We start from the raw sequence: 16963 nt of genomic DNA, 5'->3' as shown, positions 1-16963 counted from the left end.
AACCGCGGGAAAAGCGCGCTCAACGGCCTCAAACAAGGTCACAAAGCCACACCACCCAGGTGCCGACGTCGAAGTTTGCGGAAACCCCTGTACCCCCACCACCCAAGTTGAGGGCGGACAGCCCGGCAACACATCCAACACGGTGTGTTGGATCCCTCACAGTTTCAAAGTGGGTGGCAACGGTACGGGGGGACGGGGAAGCCGCGTCTTCAACGGAGATCCTGGGCCTTAAAAGAAGAAAAGCACCAGTTCCAAAGAACTGATGCTTCCCAGTGGTGGCTCCGACCGGCGTCGATCCGGTGACCTTTCGATTTTCAGTCGAACGCTCTACCAACTGAGCTACAGAGCCTAGGTGACATGTCACCTTGAGAACCGAATTTCTTCGGCGCTCAGAGCGACCCTGACGGGACTTGAACCCGCGACCTCCGCCGTGACAGGGCGGCGCGCTAACCAACTGCGCTACAGGGCCTTGCGTTTGCAGTATCTCTACCGCGTTTTTTTCAAGGCTTCTAGCTTACCAGACTTTTTCAGTCCGATTTACCACTTCCTTGCGTACCCCCAACGGGATTCGAACCCGTGCCGCCGCCGTGAAAGGGCGGTGTCCTAGGCCGCTAGACGATGGGGGCCTGAACTCAATTCGGATTTTGCAAAGAAAAGGGACGCTTTACGCGTTCTTTCCGTGTCTCGCTCGTCCGAACTGGACTCTAAAACTTTAGAGCATAGATGCCGATATTCCCAAATCGAGGTTGGAGGACCATCCCGGGCCCCCGCTCGCGAACGCGCCGAGGGGTTGGATCCCACCCTTTTGGAGGCTTCCTAAGAGTCGAAAGGTCACCCCTCGCGAGACCCGAGAACGGAGGCACGCGAACATTGGCAGGATCTTGCCCTGACGCGTCCGAAAACCGCCAGCCGTCCCGGCCGATGCCCCGATAGATTTGGCACATGACAACCACTTCCCCGGCCGAACCCGGCCAGCCATCCCCGAGCCTGCCCCCGCGCACCACCCCCGCGCCGGGAGCGGCCATCAGCAAACTGGGCATCGCTGCGGTCATCGTTACCGTTGTCCTGTGGGCATCCGCATTCGTGGGCATCCGGGCGGTCGGCCCCAGCTTCTCCCCCGGGTCGTTGACGCTCGGGCGTTTGGCGGTTGCCGCCGTCGTTCTCGGCATTGTGGTGCTGCCGACGCTGAAGGTCTGGCCGAAAGGCCGGGAGTGGCTTCCGATCGTGGCCTACGGGGTGATGTGGTTCGGCGGCTACAACGTCGCCCTGAACGCCGCGGAACACATGCTCGACGCCGGCACCAGCGCCATGCTGATCAACGTCTCGCCCATCCTCATCGCCATCCTGGCGGGAATCTTCCTCAAGGAGGGCTTCCCGCGGTGGCTGCTGATCGGCAGCGGGGTGGCTTTCTGCGGTGTGGCGATGATCGCCTTGGGTTCGGGGCAACGTTCGACGGCGGATGTCGCCGGAGTGCTGTTGTGCCTCCTCGCTGCTGTGCTCGCCTCAGTGAGCGCAATCCTGCAAAAGCCCGTGCTACGGAAATTCTCAGCAGGCCAGGCAACGTGGTTCGGCATCATGGTCGGAGCGCTTTGCTGCCTGCCGTGGGCAGGTCAGTTGGTGACCGAAGTCCAGGCAGCGCCTCTTCCGGCCACGCTCGGCCTGGTGTACTTGGGCATCTTCCCCACCGCCATCGCCTTCACCACGTGGGCGTACGCCCTGTCGCTGATCTCGGCCGGCAAACTGGCTGCCACGACATATCTGGTGCCGGGAACAACGATCCTGATCTCTTGGGCCGTCCTTCAGGAAGTACCAACCATCTGGGGCTTGATCGGTGGAGTGGTGTGCCTGGTGGGCGTTGGGCTCACACGGCGTCGGACCAGCTGAACCTGCCGCTAGCGGGCCATCTCTGCCAGGAGTTCACGGTGCGTGGGCGGGTTGGCCCCCGGACGCCCGACAGTGATGGCGGCTGCCATCGACGCGATGCTGCCGATCCGCTCCAGCACGGTTGGCGCCAGCCCGTCGCTGCCACGCAACAAAAGGCCCATGATGAGCGCCGACATGTAGGAATCGCCCGCGCCAATGGTGTCCGCCACGGTGGACGGCACGGCGCGGACCCGGAGCTGAAAGTGGCGCGTGGCCATCAACGAGCCCTTCGCACCCTCAGTCATGACCGCCAGGGTGGTACCCAGCGTCAGAAGATGGCTCGCGATATCCTCCAGTGCCTTGCCCGGGTAGAGCCAGTGGGCGTCCGAGGCACTCATCCTCACGACATCCGTCAGCGGCACAATTTCCTCAAAGAGGGCAAGTGCTTCGTGATGGCTGCCCAGGAGATCGGTGCGGATGTTGGGATCGTAGGTGACCATGCAGCCTCCCTGCGCCTGCTCCAACAAGCTCCGAACCACTCCCGCGCCGGGCTCAAGGAACGTAGCAATGGAACCGGTGTGCAGGATGCGCGGCGCATACGGCAGCGCCAAGGGGGCCAGGGCCCACTCAATGTCGAAGGTGTAAGCGGCCGAACCGTCGGCAGCGATCCTGGCTGTCGCCGTCGCGGTCTTTCCCATGGACTGGGACCCGGGCAGCAGCACCACCCCCGCGCTCTGGAGGTGCGCTGCGATGGCGTCACCTCGGGGGTCCCGGCCGATCGCCGTCAAAAGACCGGCTTTCACATCCAGCCGGCCCAACCCGTAAGCAACGTTGGTCGGCGAACCGCCGGGGTATTCGGCCTGGCCGTCGGGCGACTGCACGATGTCGATCAGCGCCTCGCCCACAACGACGACGTCGAGGGGTTCAGACATGGGGGAAGCGGTGGAAGTCATGCGGTTCCTGTGTCTATCGGAAAGGGACTGAGATCAGTATCCCTCATGACATGGGGCGCTAATACAGCCGTGGCGGACTAAAGTCGAGTCATGCCCGCGAATCTTCCTCCCGGACTTCCCATCGTTCCCGACGGCGAGCGTCCCTCTTCGCCGCTGCCGGACCGGAACGCGCCGCACAGGCCGCCCTTCCAAATGTCACCCGAGGAGTTTGAAGAAGCCGTCAGCGACGCCCTGCAGCTGATTCCGGCCAAAGCCGCCCGTGCCATGGACAACGTGGCAATTTTCATTGAGGACGCCTACACCCCGCAGCCGGGGGAAAACCCGGACACAGTGTTGTTGGGACTGTACGAGGGCGTGCCGCTGACGGAACGGGATTCCTGGTGGGATGCGGGCTCCCTGCCGGACCGCATCACCATCTTCCGCCAGCCCATCCTGGATATCTGCGGCAGCCGCCAGGAAGTCATCGATGAGGTTGCCATCACCGTGGTTCACGAGATCGCACACCACTTCGGGATAGATGACGATCGCTTGCACGAGCTCGGCTGGGGCTAGCCTTGTATGCATGGGGCATGATCACAACCACTCGCACGGCGTTACCGCAACCGGAAAGCACCGCAAACGCCTGATCGCCGTCCTGGGCATCACCTTGGGCGTCGTGGGCATCCAAGTGGTCGGTGCCGTCGTTTCCGGTTCCCTGGCGCTGCTGGCGGATGCCGGGCACATGCTCTCCGACGCTGCAGGTGTCTTCATTGCGCTCATGGCCGCATGGATTGCCACCCGCCCGGCCAGCGATCTGCGGACCTACGGATACCAGCGCGCAGAGGTTTTGGCTGCCTTGGCCAACGCTCTGATCCTCATTGTGATCGCCGTAGTGATCATGATCGAAGCGATCCGTCGGTTCGGCGAAGCCACCGAAATCCAGACCGGCGTAATGCTGTGGGCTGCAGTCCTGGGCGCCGTCGCCAACCTGGTTTCCCTCCTCATCCTGCAGGGAGCGCAAAAGGAAAGCCTCAACGTCCGCGGCGCCTACCTTGAGGTGCTGGGCGACCTCCTGGGCTCCATCGCGGTCATCGTGGCAGCAATCGTGATCATGACCACCGGGTTCTCGGCTGCCGACCCCATCGCCTCGGTCCTCATCGCCCTGATGATCATTCCCCGTGCATGGCATCTGCTCCGCGACGTGGTGGACGTACTTCTTGAAGCCACCCCCAAGGGCGTGGACGTGAACATGATCCGCGAGCACATCATGGCCGTGGACGGTGTGGTGGAAGCACACGACATCCACATCTGGACCATCACTTCCGGCGTACCGGTGTTCTCCGCCCACGTGGTGGTGCAGGATGAGGTGCTCAATGCCACTGGCGCGGACAGCATCCTGGACCAGCTGGGCTCCTGCCTTGGCCGGCACTTCGACACCGAGCACTGCACGTTCCAACTGGAGCCCGTCAGCCATTCCGAGCACGAATCGCACCAGCACGCCTGAAAAGCTCAGCCGTCCGGGTCTTCCGTACTGACTGTCCCCGCTGCACCGTCCACGGTGATGCGCTGGCCCGTACGTAGCCGGATGGTTGCGTCCGGGACGCCGACGACCGCAGGGATCCCGTACTCGCGTGCCACCACGGCGCCGTGCGAGTTTGGCCCGCCCATCTCCATGACCAGGCCTCCCGCTGTGAGGAACAGCGGGGTCCACCCGGGATCCGTGGACGGAGCCACGAGGATCTCACCCGGCTCCAGATGTGCCCCGACCGGGTCCATGATGACGCGCGCAGGCGCGCTCACCAGACCCGTCGACGCCGGGCTGCCGGACAATGTTCCCGGGCGCGGATCGGCGTCGCCCGCAGCCGTCGCTTCCGGCTCCGTGCCGTCGGAGAGCAGCACCCGGGGAATGTGCCTGCGCCGGAGTTCGTGTTCGTAGGCCGCCCTGTGTTGTGCAATTTCCTCGCGGAAATCCTGCCCCGCAAGCGCATTTTCCACCCCGTCCAGATCCAGGAAGCAGATGTCCTCCGGGCGCCCGATCCGATGTGATGCTGCCAGTTCGCTTCCCACCAAAAGCAGTTGTTGCCGGGCCACGGCGAGGCCCAGCACGAGGTTGTATTTGGGCAACTCGCGCAGACCAGCGAACCTGCGCGTTCGGTCCAGCGCTGCGCGGACCACCACTGCGTGGAGCGGACTGATGGCCCGGGCCCGGGCGATGAACTTCGCCACCTGTTCTTCGGCCTCTTCAGCTGCCCTGCGGAACTGCTCGTCGGGAGCCCCCGCACCGGGCTGCAGTCTCAGGTAATTGGCCAGGACGCCAAGAATGTGGGTGGGATCGTCTCCCCACCGGGGCATGCCAAGGTCGATTTCAGCCACGGCCCGGTGCCCGTAGGCGCGCAGGAACCCATCGAGGCCGGATTGGGCAATGGCAGGCAACCCCTCGTCCCTGTACCGTTCCAGCAGCGCTACCGCCGTTTGGCCAGCCATGGAGGCAGCGGCGTCGTCATCTTCCCTGATCTGCGAGGCGAGCTGCCACAGGGCCAGGTCCATTTCAGTGGTGACGTTGTTGGGCAGCCCGCGGATCACGGTCTGCAGTTCAGCGTAGGATGCTTGGTCGCCGAGTATCCGGCCTACGAGCGCCAGCAGGGCAAAGCCGAGCGCCGGCAATGGCAGGATTTGCGGGACGGTGGCGAAGAGCTCCGAACCCAGGATTCTTTGCACGTGGGCTACCCGTTGATGGGCGGTGGCTTCCCCGGGGACGGCTATGGCTTTGCGGAGTTCAGAACTGTGGCGCTCTACCCGTTCCAAGGCCGCCTCCGGACGGAACAGACCCCGGAGCAACGACTCGGGGACGCGGTATTTTGCAGCAACTGGAGCCACGTGGCGGATGAGTTTCAGCGGCGTTTTGATGGTCACCGAAAAGCGGGGGTCATCGAACAAACTCCGCATCAGCATGGCGGACCGGGCTTCCATGACATCGAAGACCCGGGGCACGATCTTCCGCCCGACCCGGCTCCGCAATACCGGGGTGAGATCAAAGAAGATGCGCTGGCCAGCCTCGTAATAGGGCGAGGGTCCTGACCGGGGATCCGGGACGGCAAAGCCCGCCGTTTTGGCAACACAGGAGGCTATGAGGCGGATCCCGGCCAAACCCATGGGCGTCAGCGGCCGTGTGAGGCCCTGCGCGAGGCTGAAATTCAGAAAGGCGTGGATGCCAGGGACCGGTGGGGTGCGGGTGGTTTGCGGGTAAAGGGTGGTGATGGGCCTGGCCTGGGTCAGCCACAGTTTTCCGTTGGGATCCATGGCCCACTCGGTGTCCTGTGGAGCTCCATAGTGTCTCTCCACCAAGCGGCCAAGTTCGGCCAGCTCCTTGATCTGCCGGTCACTGAGACACTGTTGAACAGCTGCATCCCGGGCGCCTTCCGGGTCCCCCGGACTTTCGTTGCGTGACCGTTGGGTCCGTTGCGTGCCGCCGCCCGGCACGGCATGGATCTCCACCCGCCGGTCCCCCAGGGTGCGTTTCACAATGGCACCGCCGGCCATATCAACAACGTACTGATCCGGATTCACGGCGCCGGATACCACGGCCTCCCCCAGACCGGGGCTCGCGTCGATCACTGTCTCGTGCCTCTTGCCCGTCACGGGATTGGCCGTGAACATAACACCGGCAGCCGTCGAATCGACCATCTCCTGGACAACGACAGCCAGGGCGGCACCAGCATGCTCAATGCCGTTGGTAGCCCGGTACGTCACCGCCCTGTCAGTCCACAAGGAAGCCCAGCAGCGGCTCACGGCATCCAGGACAGAGTCCGCGCCCACCACGTTCAGGTAAGTGTCCTGTTGGCCGGCGAAACTCGCGAAGGGAAGGTCTTCGGCTGTTGCCGAGGACCTGACAGCGACGGGGACGTTCCTGCCCAGGGCGTCATAGGCGGACCGCACTGCTTCAGCGATGTCGGCCGGGACCCCGGCGTCGAGGACCAGGGAACGGGCCCGCCCGGCCAACCGGTTCAGCCCTGTAAGGTCAACCGTGCTTGTCGATTCCAGGGCCGCACAAATGTCACCCAGGCCGCTCGATGACAGCGCACGCCGATATGCATCCGTGGTCAGGCAAAAGCCTGGCGGCACGGGTAAGCCGGCGCCTGCAAGCTCGCCGAGGTTCGCTGCTTTGCCACCCACCTCGGGAAGCATGGGTCCACGAATATCCGTGAGCTGCAGCGTGAACACCGGCATCCCTTTTCCTGCGCCTTTTCCTACACCGCGCCGAGCATCGGACCAAACTTGTCGCGGTCTGCCAGACGGGGATCCTCGCGGTCCGGAACAACCAACACGGGTCCTTTCGCATGGTGCAGGACGCCATCCGATGTGGATCCCAACAGCATGCCCGCAAACCCACCGCGGCCACGGGTGCCCAAAACCACCAATTCCACGCTGCGGCTGGTTTCCACCAGAACGTCAACAGGCGAGCCGTCCCTGAGGTCCGTCTCGATGGTCAGTTGCGGGAAATGGCTCTGCAGCCAGGCAACCCCCGCGTCCAGCTGAACCTTGATATCGGCAAACAAGGCGTCCCGGTCCAAGGGAGCGGGGACCCAGGCCAGGGAACCGCTGTACTGCGGGACAGCGCAAATGACACGGAGCTTGGCTCCCATGCGTTGGGCCTGCTCAGCTGCTTCGAGCACAGCGACCCGCGCCTGCTCCGAGCCGTCCACGCCCACTGCAACCACGTTTTCCACGATGCGGGGGCCGGCCTTGGCGTGCTCGGCCTTGATGTGTTTGTCCTCGGTATTCTCGCCGAGGCGGTCAGCGCAATAGAGCGGGACAGTTACTGTGGGGCACTTGGCATGGGCGGGCAAGGCGCTGCTGACTGAACCCAGCAGACGACCTACGAAACCGCCGCGGCCACGGCTTCCGAAAACCAGCAGCGCTGCCTCTGCGGAAAGATCCAGCAGCACGCCTGCTGCGTCGCCGTTTTCGACGGAAGCATCAACGTCGATGGAGTATCGGGCGACCTTGTCCATGGCCTGCTTGACAATGGCTTCCGCGCCCTCGCGAATGACCGAATCGTCCACGGTGGCGTATCCGCCGTCGAGTCCTGAGGCGGCGAAAATAGGAACCGAGTACGCCGTGACGATGTGCAGCGGAAGCTGCCTGCGTTCGGCCTCACGTGCTGCCCACACCAGGGCGCACTGCCCGTGTTCCGAGCCGTCCACTCCCACGACGATGCCGCCCGGTGCCACTGTCAGGCCCTCGCCGTCCTGTGGCTCTTCACTGTGTCTGCCGTGCTGGTCCATTTGGGGCCCGCCTCTCCACCTACTGCTTGATGTTCCGGCCATTCTGCCAGAGGTTTTCCGCATCGGATTCCTCGAGGGCTCGATTGTCAATGGCCAGGGGCAGGGAAATCCGGAATTTCCCTGTCCAATGCCCACTATTCTCGGTCGGCAGGGCCGAATCAAGGTGGCTCGGCTGTATGTGTATAACGGTCGGGGCTCGGTTTCCGGACCCCGTTTTTGTGCTGCTGATGAACACACGGAACACGCTGTCAGGGAAGGCTATCCATGCGCGAAAAAGTTCGGTAGTGTTCGAGTCACCGAATGGCCGGCGAACGTGTCCTACAGCACACTCCGGCCATTTATTTGCGGCCGCTTGGGGAACTCGGACGCGATCCCACGCGATGCCGCAAGGCACACACGTCAAGGAGGAACCAAGCAGTGTCACACGCGCCTGATTCCGGCACGGAACGCACAACCACCGTGGTCATAGGAACCGGCTTGTCCGGCCTGGCAGTTGCCAGTGAACTCAGCCGCTACGGCGTGGGCTCCATAGTGGTGGATGGTTTCGGTGCCCTGTCAGCCACCGGCCCGGCGGTCCACACAGGCATGCTTCAACGCTGCGAGGTCACCGATCCCGCGTCCATCCAGGAACGCAACGAAATCCTCCGCCACTTACGCAATTACGCGGCCAGCCACCATCTGGACGTACGCAGCACCACCAGGGCCGTCCGCCTGGATTTCCTGGGCGCGGACCCAACCCAGCACATCGGGTACGGGCTCGCCGCAAGCATGACCCGGAGCGGTCTCCATGCCTCTGGCCCCCTCGAATCCGCCCCGCGCCAGTGGGCAGTCCACACCGCCAACGGGATTCTCCTGGCAGACCATATTGTGGTCACACGCTGCGCCCAGAGCCAGCTGCGCCGCATGCTGGCCGAACTTGGAATCGCCGTCGGGCAGAACCTGGTCTCCGCGATGCGGGCAGTGGGGATGCACCTGGTGGGCGTGGGCGAGCTCATTACGCCCAGCCCCAAGGAAGTCCTGCGGCAAGCCAAGGCAGTGGGCCAGGCAATCTCCACCAAAGTGGCGCTCCCGGGCGGCCCGGGCATCGCCATCGCCTAGCCGGCATCATTCACGGCAGCCGCAACACGAATTTTAAACGCCAAAGGCCGGTGTCCTCGAAGATGAGCTTCGGAGACACCGGCCTCTGCGTTGAAGCGTGAGGCTTATGCGCCAGCGCGTACGTACGTGATGGGACCAGTAGCGGTCAACCAGCTGATCGGGTGGATGCCCGTCTGGTTGCCGTTGATGCCACCGCTGATTGCCTGGCCGTTGCCGATGTAGATGGCGACGTGGCCGGACTGGACGATCATGTCGCCCGGCTGCGGGTCGCTGACAACCTTGCCGTAGTTCATGAACTGCATGGGAGCGAGGTCGCCAACCGGAATGCCGGCGGAACCGAGGGCCCGCTCAACCATGGCGGTGCAGTCCTGCATGATGCCGATCTGGGCGTAAGCCGAGGCAACCATGGCAGCGTTGACGCCACCGGCAGCGGGAGCAGCAGCTACAGGAGCAGCAGCAGGTGCAACAGCGGCCGGAGCTGCAACTGCAGCCTGGGCAGCTACGGGAGCCGCAGCTGCGGCAGCGGTAACGGCAGCCGGCTTGGCAGCGGGGGCTTCAACTACAGGAGCCGGCTTTTCGATGACCGGAGCTGCAACGGAAGCAACAGCCGGACGCTCGAAGTTGACGGTAGCCGTAGAAAGAGCGGTAACAACCTTGGTGGGGGCCTCGGAAGCGGTCTCGGCGACCGTGGCGGGGCTGGCATCGCGCTGGACCGGAGCCTCTGCAGCGTGTGCAGCGACAGAGCCGGTCAGAACGAGTCCGGAAGCTGCTGCGATAACAGCTGCCTGGCGGCCAGCGCCGGAAGCGTTGCTGGCAACTGCCTTGGAGATGGAGATGAACGGATTAGGACGTACGCTGTCCGCCTTACGACGGCCGCGAAGAATGCGTGAAGACATGAAAGAGCCTCTCCCGATGCCTGCGAGGTTAGCTGTCGGATTCGGATGGGAGTCACCCGGCCACTATCCCCCGCTGTTCAGCGGAAGCTTCGTGACTTCACCCCAAGGCACGCTCGAAAGCGGCCCAAAATGGGTTCCCCGTCTCTGCCGTAGGTTTGTCTGCGAACGGATTCCGGACTGCGGCAGAGCTAGGCAATCAGGCCGGAAGTGCCCGCTACGTGGAACAGGCACAGGTACTACCGTACGCGATGATCCCGTCGAAGTCACATTTAAGTAACGAGGACTGCGGCTTTGGCGTGTCGCGGTAACCGAACCGAGATATTCGCAGCTACGTAGAAAAGCCCGCTATTCCGCGGCTTCCGGGCGGTTTTCGTCATCCGAGCCGGCAAGTTTCCTGCGGGCTGTAACGGCAAGGAAGATCACGAGCGCAACCGCAACAACCGCAATGACAACAATGCTCCAGGGGAACGGCTGGGACGCATCTGCGGCGGGCGAACTGCTGGCTGTTCCCGGAGGCGCCGTACCCGCGGACGGCACCGTTCCCGAGGTGGCCGAAGCGGACGCCGAGGGGGCGGCCGAGCCGCTTGCCGCCGTCGTGCTTCCCGCTGTGGCCGTGAACTTGAAGGTGCCCTCGATGGGGTGCGAATCGGAGCTGACAACGCGCCACACCACCGTGTACTCCCCCGCCGGCGCGCCGGCCCGGAGCTTCTGCACGGCCTGGCTGTCGATGATCTCGACCGGCCCGTCTGCCCAGTTCTCGCCGCCGGAGGTTACGGAGACGCCCGATCCGATGGCCAGAGGCCGGTTGTTGAACGTAATGGAGACCGACGCCGGCACTTCAGCCACGGTTGCACCGTTCGCCGGCGCTGTGGATTCCGCGACGTCGTGCGCGGACGCCGGAGCCGCGGAAAACAGCAGGGCAGACGCGAAGGCAAGGGCGGCGACGACGGCGGCCAGAAGCGGGCGGATGGTACGCATGGGGCGGTTTCTCCTAGTGTTGGCTTCCTTACAGACTAGGGGAATGGTCCGAAGCTCCCACATTCAACGGCATAGGATTTGAGAGCACACTCCCCCCAATACCCGGAGACCTTCATGCTTAAACAAGGTTCTGCAGTGGACCGCTATTTCAAGATTTCCGAACGTGGCTCCACGTACTCAAGGGAAATCCGTGGCGGCTTCGCGACATTCTTCGCCATGAGCTACATCGTTGTGCTGAACCCGCTGATCCTCTCGGGGGCAGACTCCAGCGGAGCTTCCCTGGGCTTCACCGCGGTCGCAGCCACCACGGCGTTCGTCGCCGGCATCCTGACCATCCTCATGGGCGCCTGGGCCAAGCACCCCTTCGCTGTGGCTACCGGGCTGGGCGTGAATGCGTTCGTCGCGGTTACCGTGGCCTCGCACCCGCAGCTGACCTGGCCCGACATGATGGGCCTTGTTGTCCTCTCCGGTGTCACGATGCTCATCCTTGTGCTCACCGGCTTCCGCACCGCGGTTTTCAAGGCTGTGCCGGAGGCGTTGAAGACGGCGATCGTGGTGGGCATCGGCTTGTTCATTGCCCTGATCGGCCTGGTGAACGCCGGTTTCGTCCGGCGCATCCCGGACGCTGCGGGCACGACTGTTCCGCTGGGCCTCGGTGTTGACGGGAAGCTCATGGGCTGGCCCACTCTGGTGTTTGCCGTCGGTTTGATCCTGACCATCGCCCTGGTGGTCCGCAAGGTCCGAGGCGCCATCCTGATCGGCATCGTGGTCTCCACCGCTCTGGCTGCGATCCTCGAATTCACCCTCCACATCGGCCCCAGCTTCGATGGCAAGAACGTCAACCCCCGTGGCTGGTCCCTGGTGGCCCCCACTTTGTCGGAGTGGGGCGCTCCGGACCTCTCCCTGATCGGCAAGGCCAACCCCTTCGGGGCCTTCGAACACCTCGGCTTCATCGCCGCGGCGCTGCTGGCGTTCGTGATCCTGCTGAGCATCTTCTTCGACGCCATGGGCACCATGGTGGGCCTGGCCAATGAGGCCGGAACCGTGGACAAGGACGGCAACATCCCGAACGTGGACCGCGTGCTGCAGGTGGACGCCCTTGGTGCCATCGTCGGCGGCGGGGCCTCGGTTTCCTCCAACCAGATCTTCGTTGAATCCGGCGCGGGCATCGGCGAGGGTGCCCGCACCGGCCTGGCCTCGATCGTGACCGGCGTTCTCTTCCTCATTGCCATGTTCTTCACACCGCTGATCAACCTGGTGCCATTCGAAGCCGTGGCCCCCGCGCTGGTGGTTGTGGGCTTCATGATGGTGTCCCAGGTGGGGAAGATCGACTGGCAGGACTGGGGAGTCGGGATTCCCGCGTTCCTGACCATCGCCTTGATGCCGTTCACGTACTCCATCGCCAACGGCCTGGGTGCCGGGTTCATCTCGTTCGTGCTGATCCGCACCTTCCAGGGCCGCGCCCGCGAAGTCCACCCCTTGATGTGGGCTGTGGCCGCTGCGTTCCTGCTCTTCTTCGGCATCGGAACCGTTGAGGAACTCCTGGGCGTCAAGTAGGCATTCCGGTATTTCAGACACCCCGGACCCGGAACTGCTGGTATTGGCAGTCCGGGTCCGGTCTGCTTAAAGCATGGAAACACGCGCCGTAACTGTAGATGTCAGCCCCGCCCCGTGGATCGGCCGTTTCGACGGCGACGGCGTTGCGCACCGCCGCTGGTGGCAGGCCGTCACCCCGCACACGCCCGCAGCGGCCAGCACCGCCTCGCGTCCCGCCGTCGTGCTTGGGTTCTGCAGTGACGCCGGCGTTCGACGCAACAAGGGCCGCACGGGTGCCGCCGCGGCGCCGGCCGCCATCCGTTCGGCACTGGGACCGCTGGCTTACCACCTGGAACGGGACGTGTTCGACGCCGGCGATGTGGTTGTGGAGGGCGACTCGCTGGAGGCGGGCCAGGAGCGCGCCGGCCATGCCATCTCGGGATTGCTCGACGCCGGTAACCTCACCGTGGTGCTGGGCGGAGGCCACGAGACCGCGTTTGCCAGCTACTTGGGCGTCGCCGGCTCGGACGTGGTCCAGGGCAAGCGGCTGGGTGTGCTGAACCTTGATGCCCACTTTGACCTGAGGGATGAGCCCACACCGAGCTCGGGCACGCCGTTCCTTCAGATGGCCCGGGCGGAGGCCGCCGCCGGGCGCGAACTGCAGTACGCCGTCGTCGGAATTTCCGAGCCGAACAATACCCGGACCCTTTTTGACACGGCGCAACGCCTGGGCGTGAAGTATCTGCTGGACGAGCAATGCTCACCGGAAGCCGTGGAGGTTTTTGTAGCGGATTTCCTGGCTGGCGTGGATGTCCTGTACCTCACGATCGACCTCGACGTAATGCCGGCCTCGGTGGCACCCGGGGTGAGCGCTCCTGCGGCCTATGGCGTCCCGCTGCCCGTGATCAGCGCGGTTTGCCGGCAGGTTGCCGCCAGCGGGAAGTTGCTGCACGTTGATGTCGCCGAACTGAATCCGGAATTCGACGTTGATTCCCGGACTGCGAAAGTTGCAGCACGTTTGGTGAACACGCTCCTGGGATAGTCGCCCGCCCCTTTTCCCTCCGGCCTTCGCCGCTTAGCCTGTGTGGAGGGAAGGATGGCGATGCGCGCAGTTCCTGTGCAGGACAAGTGGGCCTGGGTCTCCGGGCTGCTGGCCGTCGGCCTGGGACTGGCGGCGCACCTGACGGCGGGCGGCAGCGCTCCGGCCCTTCCCGTTCTGCTTGGCTCCGCCGCACTGTCCTGCCTGGGGGCCCAACTCCTGGCCCGCTGGGTCCACGGGCCATTGATCCTGCTGCTGGTGTCAGGTGTGGCGCAGCAACTGCTGCACTTTGGGTTCGCTGCATTCGGCGGTTACTACCCCGGGAGTGGATGGGTGGAGCACCTCCACAGCGCCGCACCAGGTCCAGGTGATCCGCCGGCAGCGGCTGGCTTCAGCGGCGGTTCGCCACACATCATGCTCTATACGCACATGGCCGCAGCCATCCTGACTCTTGTGGTTGCTGCCGGGGTCACAGGACTACTCAAACGCGTGTCATTGACGGCAACCAAGGGCAATACTGCGTAGCCGCGCGAAAGCCCGCGTAGCCCTGCGAAAGCCTGCGCAACGAATGTTGTAAGCCCCTGGCCCACGCACCTAGTGTCGACTGCACGTGGTGTACCCAAGAGGCCAGGGAGCTGCCTGCAAAGCAGCGTACGCGGGTTCGAATCCCGCCACCACGTCCAATCGGTCCCGGCGATCGTCCGCCGAGTTGGCAGTTAATGAGGGTGTTTAGTCCAAACATTGGCATTAACTGCCGCCTCGGCGCGCCTGAGACCCAGGTCACTCCGCTGCCAGTCATCTTACAAATAATGGGCAAGCTCCGACTATGATTGATGGGTCGCCCTCGCATGCGGCAAGTAATAGGAGGCCCCCAAATGACCCCTGCAATGACTGCAGAACGCGAAATCCGTCTGTCCTTTTCCAGGGCGGACGAAATCCACGATGGACTCGAGCAAGCCGTGGATGCATTGATCAAGAACGCAGCGGCAGACGCCAACTGCGGCATTCTGGTGACCAGGCACGAGCCCGGCACCTACACCGTGGCGCTGGACGAATCCGTTCCCTTCGGTCAGACCCACGAAGTACTCGCTGCCTGATTGCCACCCCTGACGGCATCACTGGCAGCGACGCCAAAAACCGGGGCCCGTCCCCTTCCGCATCTACTACCCGCGGAAGGGGACGAGCCCCGGTTTCTGTTTAAGCTACGCCCGGCGGAGAGTGACGCCGTCGGACTTCATGAACAATTCCTTGCCCTCTTCGGTGACGCCGGGCCCTGAGTGCTCAAGCCACACAACGTTTCCGCTGCTGGAAACCTCCTCAACCCGACCGGCTGCGATGACGTGGGCGTACTTGACCACTTCCACCGTGTCGCCGGCCTTCAGCGTCTTCCAATCGGAAACCGTAGCCGAGTGAGCGTTTCGCCTGGACAGGACTGCTCCGCGTGCCTTCATTGAACTTCTACCCCTTTGTGGATGTTCTCTGTTGTGTATTGAGTTGTGAACGGTTGACCGTCAAGCCCACGACATCTTCGGCGTGGACGTGACGTACACCATAAGTTCTACTACATTTGCCACGCCCCGGTGCCTGCGTTGCGAACAAAGACCGGGGCGTGACAAATCTGCCCATGAAATGAGCGTTTTATTCGACGTCAGGCCAAAATCCCGACGGCGGATTCGGCGGCCGCACGGACCGCGCCGGAGCCAACCAAACGGTCAGCCGCTTCGAGTTCGGGCGACAGGAACCGGTCGGTTCCCGGTCCCTGCACCACTTCGCGAAGCACCTCAAGTACTGCCGTGCCGGCAGGACCCGGGGTGAGTTCACCGTCGGACATCTGCGTACGCATATCAATGGCGCGTGCGCTGGTGACGAGTTCGACGGCGAGCACGCGGCGAAGGTTCTCCACGGCCTTGCGAAGCTTCCGGGCTGCGTGCCAGCCCATGGACACGTGGTCTTCCTGCATGGCGGAGCTCGGGATGGAGTCCACCGATGCCGCAACGGCCAAGCGCTTGTTGTCCGAGACCAGGCCTGCCTGCGTGTACTGGGCGATCATCAGGCCGGAGTCCACTCCGGGGTCTCCGGCGAGGAAGGCCGGGAGTCCGTGCGAGCGGGCCGGGTCCAGCATGCGGTCCGTGCGGCGCTCGGCGATGGAGCTGAGGTCCGCGACGGCGATGGCCAGGAAGTCCAGGACGTACGCCACGGGGGCGCCGTGGAAGTTGCCGTTGGAGGTGACGCGGCCGTCGGGCAGGACCACGGGGTTGTCGATGGCGGCAGCAAGTTCGCGGGACGCCACCAGCGCGGCGTGGTCCACGGTGTCGCGGACGGCGCCGGCAACCTGTGGGGCACAACGAAGCGAGTAGGCGTCCTGCACCTTGGTGTCGTTGATCCTGTGGGAGGCAACGATCGGCGAGTTGGACAGCACACGGAGCATGTTGTCGGCGCTGGCGGCCTGGCCGGGGTGCGGACGCAGTGCTGCGTGGAGTTCCGGCAGGAACACCTGGTCGGTGCCCAGCAGTGCCTCGACGCTGAGCGCTGCGGTGACGTCCGCCGTCGCGAGCAACAGGCGGATGTCGGCGATGGCCATCAGCAGCATGCCAAGCATGCCTTCGGTGCCGTTGACGAGGGCCAGACCCTCCTTCTCAGCCAGTGTGACGGGCTCGATGCCGTGCTGCGCGAGCAGCTCTGCAACGGGCGCCTTTCCGGCAACGCCGTAGAGCACGCCGTCGGGACCCGTTGCTTCACCTTCACCCATGAGGACCAGCGCGCAGTGGGACAGCGGTGCGAGGTCGCCGGAGCAACCGAGCGAACCGAACTCGCGGACCAGCGGGGTGATGCCTGCATTGAGGACGTCCACCATGGTCTGCAGGACCACCGGACGGACGCCGGTGCGGCCCGATGCCAGGGTCTTGGCGCGGAGGAACATGATGCCGCGGACCACTTCGCGTTCCACGGCCGGGCCCATGCCGGCGGCGTGGCTGCGGATCAGCGACTTCTGCAGCTGCGTGCGGAGGTCGTTGGGGATGTGGCGGTTGGCCAGGGCGCCGAAGCCCGTGGAAATGCCGTAGGCGGGGACATCGCTGGTAGCGAGGTCATCGATGTGGGCGCGGACCTTGGCGACGTTGTCCAGGGCTTCCTGGGAGATGGTCACCTTGGCGTCGTGGCGCGCGACGGCGACCACGTCTTCCGGGGTCACGCCGCTGGAGCCGAGGGTGACGGTCAGGGGTTCGTGGGTAGTAATAGTCACTTTTGTTGCCTACTTCTCGTTCATGGGGATGCGGACGCCGCGTTCGTTGGCGACGTCGATGGCGCGGTCGTAGCCGGCGTCGACGTGGCGGATGA

General features: G+C 64.2%; 15 protein-coding genes, 4 tRNA genes and 1 riboswitch. Of the genes, 9 read left to right on the top strand and 10 right to left on the bottom strand.

What is annotated here, in order from left to right; genetic code table 11:
• Window positions 1–273: 273 nt before the first annotated feature.
• The 3 genes from PV760_RS21240 to PV760_RS21230 all read right to left on the bottom strand — a co-directional run bounded on the left by PV760_RS21240 (window position 274) and on the right by PV760_RS21230 (window position 626).
• Window positions 274–349, bottom strand: a tRNA-Phe gene (locus PV760_RS21240).
• 46 nt (window positions 350–395) lie between these two features.
• Window positions 396–469 (bottom strand) — tRNA-Asp (locus tag PV760_RS21235).
• 84 nt (window positions 470–553) lie between these two features.
• Window positions 554–626, bottom strand: a tRNA-Glu gene (locus PV760_RS21230).
• A 316-nt stretch (window positions 627–942) separates the two neighbouring features.
• Here PV760_RS21230 and PV760_RS21225 point away from each other — a divergent pair.
• A complete protein-coding gene (locus tag PV760_RS21225) occupies window positions 943–1884 on the top strand; it encodes a DMT family transporter (RefSeq protein ID WP_039239386.1) in 942 nt (313 codons plus the stop codon).
• 8 nt (window positions 1885–1892) lie between these two features.
• Here the strand turns inward: PV760_RS21225 and PV760_RS21220 are convergent, their stop codons facing one another.
• The gene (locus PV760_RS21220) at window positions 1893–2816 is read right to left on the bottom strand and encodes a carbohydrate kinase family protein (RefSeq protein WP_018780270.1); all 924 of its coding nucleotides are present in this window, start codon (window positions 2814–2816) and stop codon (window positions 1893–1895) included.
• Window positions 2817–2906: 90 nt separating this feature from the next.
• On the opposite strand from PV760_RS21220, the gene PV760_RS21215 reads away from it, so the two are divergent.
• Both PV760_RS21215 and PV760_RS21210 read left to right on the top strand, forming a co-directional pair.
• Window positions 2907–3368 carry a metallopeptidase family protein gene (locus PV760_RS21215; protein ID WP_354628642.1) on the top strand — a complete coding sequence of 154 codons (462 nt, stop codon included), beginning with the start codon at window positions 2907–2909 and terminating at the stop codon, window positions 3366–3368.
• Between the two features lie 10 nt (window positions 3369–3378).
• Complete coding sequence (locus PV760_RS21210) at window positions 3379–4299, top strand: cation diffusion facilitator family transporter (protein WP_018780272.1); 921 nt, start codon at window positions 3379–3381, stop codon at window positions 4297–4299.
• A gap of 5 nt (window positions 4300–4304) precedes the next feature.
• On the opposite strand, the gene PV760_RS21205 is transcribed toward PV760_RS21210, so the two are convergent.
• Window positions 4305–7022 (bottom strand): PEP/pyruvate-binding domain-containing protein, encoded by a 2718-nt coding sequence (locus tag PV760_RS21205; RefSeq protein ID WP_354628641.1) that lies wholly within the window; start codon window positions 7020–7022, stop codon window positions 4305–4307.
• Between the two features lie 20 nt (window positions 7023–7042).
• Complete coding sequence (locus tag PV760_RS21200) at window positions 7043–8080, bottom strand: universal stress protein (RefSeq protein WP_018780274.1); 1038 nt, start codon at window positions 8078–8080, stop codon at window positions 7043–7045.
• 417 nt (window positions 8081–8497) lie between these two features.
• Here PV760_RS21200 and PV760_RS21195 point away from each other — a divergent pair, with 417 nt between their 5' ends.
• A complete protein-coding gene (locus PV760_RS21195) occupies window positions 8498–9178 on the top strand; it encodes an NAD(P)/FAD-dependent oxidoreductase (protein WP_018780276.1) in 681 nt (226 codons plus the stop codon).
• A gap of 104 nt (window positions 9179–9282) precedes the next feature.
• On the opposite strand, the gene PV760_RS21190 is transcribed toward PV760_RS21195, so the two are convergent.
• Window positions 9283–10074, bottom strand: coding sequence for an NlpC/P60 family protein (locus PV760_RS21190; protein WP_018780277.1), 792 nt, complete (start codon window positions 10072–10074; stop codon window positions 9283–9285).
• A gap of 3 nt (window positions 10075–10077) precedes the next feature.
• Window positions 10078–10245: riboswitch (cyclic di-AMP (ydaO/yuaA leader) on the bottom strand.
• Between the two features lie 174 nt (window positions 10246–10419).
• Window positions 10420–11052, bottom strand: coding sequence for a copper resistance CopC family protein (locus tag PV760_RS21185; protein ID WP_079582508.1), 633 nt, complete (start codon window positions 11050–11052; stop codon window positions 10420–10422).
• A gap of 114 nt (window positions 11053–11166) precedes the next feature.
• On the opposite strand from PV760_RS21185, the gene PV760_RS21180 reads away from it, so the two are divergent.
• The 5 genes from PV760_RS21180 to PV760_RS21160 all read left to right on the top strand — a co-directional run bounded on the left by PV760_RS21180 (window position 11167) and on the right by PV760_RS21160 (window position 14724).
• Window positions 11167–12609: an NCS2 family permease gene (locus tag PV760_RS21180; protein ID WP_018780279.1), complete on the top strand. Its 1443-nt coding sequence runs from the start codon at window positions 11167–11169 to the stop codon at window positions 12607–12609.
• A 73-nt stretch (window positions 12610–12682) separates the two neighbouring features.
• Window positions 12683–13630: a formimidoylglutamase gene (hutG, locus tag PV760_RS21175; RefSeq protein ID WP_354628640.1), complete on the top strand. Its 948-nt coding sequence runs from the start codon at window positions 12683–12685 to the stop codon at window positions 13628–13630.
• A gap of 60 nt (window positions 13631–13690) precedes the next feature.
• A complete protein-coding gene (locus tag PV760_RS21170) occupies window positions 13691–14152 on the top strand; it encodes a hypothetical protein (RefSeq protein WP_354628639.1) in 462 nt (153 codons plus the stop codon).
• An 84-nt stretch (window positions 14153–14236) separates the two neighbouring features.
• Window positions 14237–14310: transfer RNA gene (locus PV760_RS21165), tRNA-Cys, on the top strand.
• Between the two features lie 192 nt (window positions 14311–14502).
• On the top strand, window positions 14503–14724 hold the full coding sequence (locus PV760_RS21160; protein WP_018780282.1) for a hypothetical protein: 222 nt from the start codon (window positions 14503–14505) through the stop codon (window positions 14722–14724).
• 105 nt (window positions 14725–14829) lie between these two features.
• On the opposite strand, the gene PV760_RS21155 is transcribed toward PV760_RS21160, so the two are convergent.
• Both PV760_RS21155 and hutH read right to left on the bottom strand, forming a co-directional pair.
• The gene (locus tag PV760_RS21155) at window positions 14830–15078 is read right to left on the bottom strand and encodes a hypothetical protein (RefSeq protein WP_018780283.1); all 249 of its coding nucleotides are present in this window, start codon (window positions 15076–15078) and stop codon (window positions 14830–14832) included.
• A gap of 197 nt (window positions 15079–15275) precedes the next feature.
• The gene (hutH, locus tag PV760_RS21150) at window positions 15276–16868 is read right to left on the bottom strand and encodes a histidine ammonia-lyase (protein WP_354628638.1); all 1593 of its coding nucleotides are present in this window, start codon (window positions 16866–16868) and stop codon (window positions 15276–15278) included.
• Window positions 16869–16963 lie beyond the last annotated feature (95 nt).

The organism is Paenarthrobacter sp. CC6 (assembly GCF_040560085.1).
Taxonomy (GTDB): domain Bacteria; phylum Actinomycetota; class Actinomycetes; order Actinomycetales; family Micrococcaceae; genus Arthrobacter; species Arthrobacter nicotinovorans.
Note: the sequence above shows the minus strand (reverse complement) of the source record. Positions and strands in the feature narration are given on the sequence as shown.

Coding starts and splice junctions, on each gene's coding strand:
- PV760_RS21220 (WP_018780270.1), bottom strand. CDS start 2,816: ATGACTTCCACCGCTTCCCCCATGTCTGAACCCCTCGACGTCGTCGTT.
- hutG (WP_354628640.1), top strand. CDS start 12,683: ATGGAAACACGCGCCGTAACTGTAGATGTCAGCCCCGCCCCGTGGATC.
- PV760_RS21160 (WP_018780282.1), top strand. CDS start 14,503: ATGACCCCTGCAATGACTGCAGAACGCGAAATCCGTCTGTCCTTTTCC.
- PV760_RS21190 (WP_018780277.1), bottom strand. CDS start 10,074: ATGTCTTCACGCATTCTTCGCGGCCGTCGTAAGGCGGACAGCGTACGT.
- PV760_RS21170 (WP_354628639.1), top strand. CDS start 13,691: ATGCGCGCAGTTCCTGTGCAGGACAAGTGGGCCTGGGTCTCCGGGCTG.
- PV760_RS21205 (WP_354628641.1), bottom strand. CDS start 7,022: ATGCCGGTGTTCACGCTGCAGCTCACGGATATTCGTGGACCCATGCTT.
- PV760_RS21180 (WP_018780279.1), top strand. CDS start 11,167: ATGCTTAAACAAGGTTCTGCAGTGGACCGCTATTTCAAGATTTCCGAA.
- PV760_RS21215 (WP_354628642.1), top strand. CDS start 2,907: ATGCCCGCGAATCTTCCTCCCGGACTTCCCATCGTTCCCGACGGCGAG.
- PV760_RS21210 (WP_018780272.1), top strand. CDS start 3,379: ATGGGGCATGATCACAACCACTCGCACGGCGTTACCGCAACCGGAAAG.
- PV760_RS21185 (WP_079582508.1), bottom strand. CDS start 11,052: ATGCGTACCATCCGCCCGCTTCTGGCCGCCGTCGTCGCCGCCCTTGCC.
- PV760_RS21155 (WP_018780283.1), bottom strand. CDS start 15,078: ATGAAGGCACGCGGAGCAGTCCTGTCCAGGCGAAACGCTCACTCGGCT.
- PV760_RS21200 (WP_018780274.1), bottom strand. CDS start 8,080: ATGGACCAGCACGGCAGACACAGTGAAGAGCCACAGGACGGCGAGGGC.
- PV760_RS21225 (WP_039239386.1), top strand. CDS start 943: ATGACAACCACTTCCCCGGCCGAACCCGGCCAGCCATCCCCGAGCCTG.